Source organism: Streptomyces sp. NPDC057654, assembly GCF_042800135.1.
Taxonomy (GTDB): Bacteria; Actinomycetota; Actinomycetes; order Streptomycetales; family Streptomycetaceae; genus Streptomyces.
In genome coordinates, this window is record NZ_JBHVHQ010001068.1 from 1 (window position 1) to 2,593 (window position 2,593).

Below are 2,593 nucleotides of genomic sequence, written 5' to 3' on the forward strand. Positions count from 1 at the left end.
GAGAACGGCGCGCCAGCGCCGCCGGGTGGGCGGCCCACCTCCTCGGCGAAACCTTGCTGCGCGTCCCCGACGCCACCCCCTACCTCGGTGTGCTGCGCCTGCTCGCCGGCCGAATGGCCCAGCGCTCGCTGCGGCACGGCGGGTTCGGGGAGTTCGGCCCGTGGTTCTGGCTGCGGCTCGGGCTCGCCCTGCCCGACCGGCTCGAACTGCTGCGGCTGCTGCTGCCCGCCGACGCGCCGCCCGGCAGGGACCCGGCCGGGGCGCCGGAGCGGTTCCTGCCCGCCGTCGCGACGGTACTGGCCGAGGAGCCCTGCGATGCCCAGCGCCTGCTCTGCCGCTGGTTCACCGACGACCGCCCGCTCCGGGCCGCCGCCGCGCCGGACGGCGACGCCCCGCTCCGGGCCACCGTCGCGGTAGCGGCCCAGGTGCTGCTCCACACCCACCGGCGGCGCGCCGTGGACGATCTCGCCGAGGCGCTCGTGGCCGCCGCCCACCCGCTCGCCGACGAACTGCTGGCCGCGCTCGCCGAGGACGAGCCGTCCGCCGTCTGCCGCGCCGTCGACCGCTGGGCGCACGACCCCCGCGGCGAGCGCCACGTGGCCGCGGCCACGTACGGGCTCCTCGCCGCCCCGCACATCGCCACCGGCGCCGACCGCGAGCTGCTGCGCTACGCCGCCCTCGCCCTCCTCGCCCGCCCCGCCGACTGCTCCCTGCACGGCGCGGCCCTCGCCCTGCTCGTACGGGACCCGGAGACCCGCGTCAGACACCTGGAGCAGGCCCTCGAACGGTTCGACGAGGGGGACCCGCACCTGTCGCCGAGCGCTCTCGCCGCGGCCCTGCCCACCCACCCCGAACCGGTGCTCCAAGCCCTCCGGGCCCGTCTGCGCAGGTCGGGCGGGGACCCGGACAGCACGCTGGAGACCATGCGCACGCTCGCCGACGTGACGGTCCCCGCGCTCGCCCGCCGCGCCGCCGAGCTCGTACGCGAACACGTGGAGCACCGCCCGCAGGGCGCCCGGCACGCCGCGGCCTTCGTGGACCGCAGGCTCGAACACGGCCCGCCCGCCCGAGCGCTGCTCTTCCCGCTCGTCTCCGACATGCTGCGCGCGAGATCGCCGCAGGCGCGCCGCGCCCTCGCCCCCGTGCTCGCCGCGCCCGGCACGAGCCTCTCGCGCCCTCTGAGGCATGAGTTGCTGGAGGTGCTGCTGGAGCACGAGGGGCACGGGCAGTACGGCCGGTACGGGCAGTACGTGCCCGACGCCGCCACCCTCGACGCGCTGCTCCGTACGGCGGCGGAGGGTGCGGCCGAGCGGGGCCCGGCCCGTACCCGCGACCTCGTCCACCGCGCCGGGCTGCTGCTGGCCCGTACGGCGGAGGGCGCGGCCTGTTTCGACCGGCGGCTGCTCCAGCTGGCCTGTGACGTGCCCGGCTTCGCCGCCCTGGTGCGCGGCTGGCTGGAATCCGCCCCCGCCGAATGGGCGGCGGTGGTGGGCCCGCGGGCCCGCGTCCAACTGGCGGGCGCAACGCCCGATGCGTGACGCGACGACCCGGCATGGCACTCTTAGACCTGCGTATTGGACAGACAAAGGTTCGGGCGAGGAGCGGGCACAGTGCAACGCTGGCGTGGCTTGGAGGACATCCCCGAGGACTGGGGACGCAGCGTCGTCACCATCGGCTCCTACGACGGGGTGCACCGCGGACACCAGCTGATCATCGGCCGGGCGGTGGAGCGGGCGTGCGAGCTCGGCGTGCCGTCGGTGGTGGTCACCTTCGATCCGCACCCGAGCGAGGTCGTACGGCCGGGCAGCCACCCGCCCCTGCTGGCCCCGCATCACCGGCGCGCGGAGCTGATGGCGGAGCTGGGCGTGGACGCGCTGCTGATCCTGCCCTTCACCACCGAGTTCTCGAAGCTGTCGCCCGCCGACTTCGTCGTCAAGGTGCTGGTCGACAAGTTGCACGCGCGCCTCGTCGTGGAGGGCCCCAACTTCCGGTTCGGGCACAAGGCGGCGGGCAACGTCGAGTTCCTGGTCGAGCTCGGCTCCACCTATGACTACGAGGTCGAGGTCATCGACCTGTTCGTGAGCGGCGAGGCGGGCGGCGGGCAGCCGTTCTCCTCGACCCTGACCCGGCGGCTGGTGGCCGAGGGTGATGTCGCGGGCGCGATGGAGATCCTCGGGCGGCCGCACCGCGTCGAGGGCGTCGTCGTGCGCGGCGCGCAGCGCGGCCGCGAACTGGGCTACCCCACCGCCAATGTGGAGACCCTGCCGCACACCGCGATCCCCGCCGACGGCGTCTACGCCGGATGGCTGACCGCGGACGGCGAGACGATGCCCGCCGCGATCTCGGTCGGCACGAACGTGCAGTTCGATGCCACGGAGCGGACGGTCGAGGCGTACGCCATCGACCGTGTCGACCTCGATCTGTACGGGCTGCACGTGGCCGTCGACTTCCTCGCCTACCTGCGCGGGATGGAGAAGTTCGACTCCATCGACATGCTCCTGGAGCGCATGGCGGGAGATGTGAAGCGGGCCCGGCAGCTGGTCGAGGCGGAGTCCGACGAATAACTAGGCGCGGCAGACAGAACTGCTACGAC

General features: G+C 74.5%; 1 protein-coding gene and 1 pseudogene. Both read left to right on the forward strand.

Going from position 1 to position 2,593, the window contains the following annotated elements:
• Positions 1–1,538: pseudogene (locus ACFU99_RS40455) on the forward strand (serine protease); the annotation flags it as partial.
• Between the two features lie 72 nt (positions 1,539–1,610).
• Entirely contained in the window at positions 1,611–2,564 is a 954-nt protein-coding gene (locus tag ACFU99_RS40460) for a bifunctional riboflavin kinase/FAD synthetase (RefSeq protein WP_384402810.1), read from the forward strand.
• The last annotated feature ends 29 nt before the right edge of the window (positions 2,565–2,593 follow it).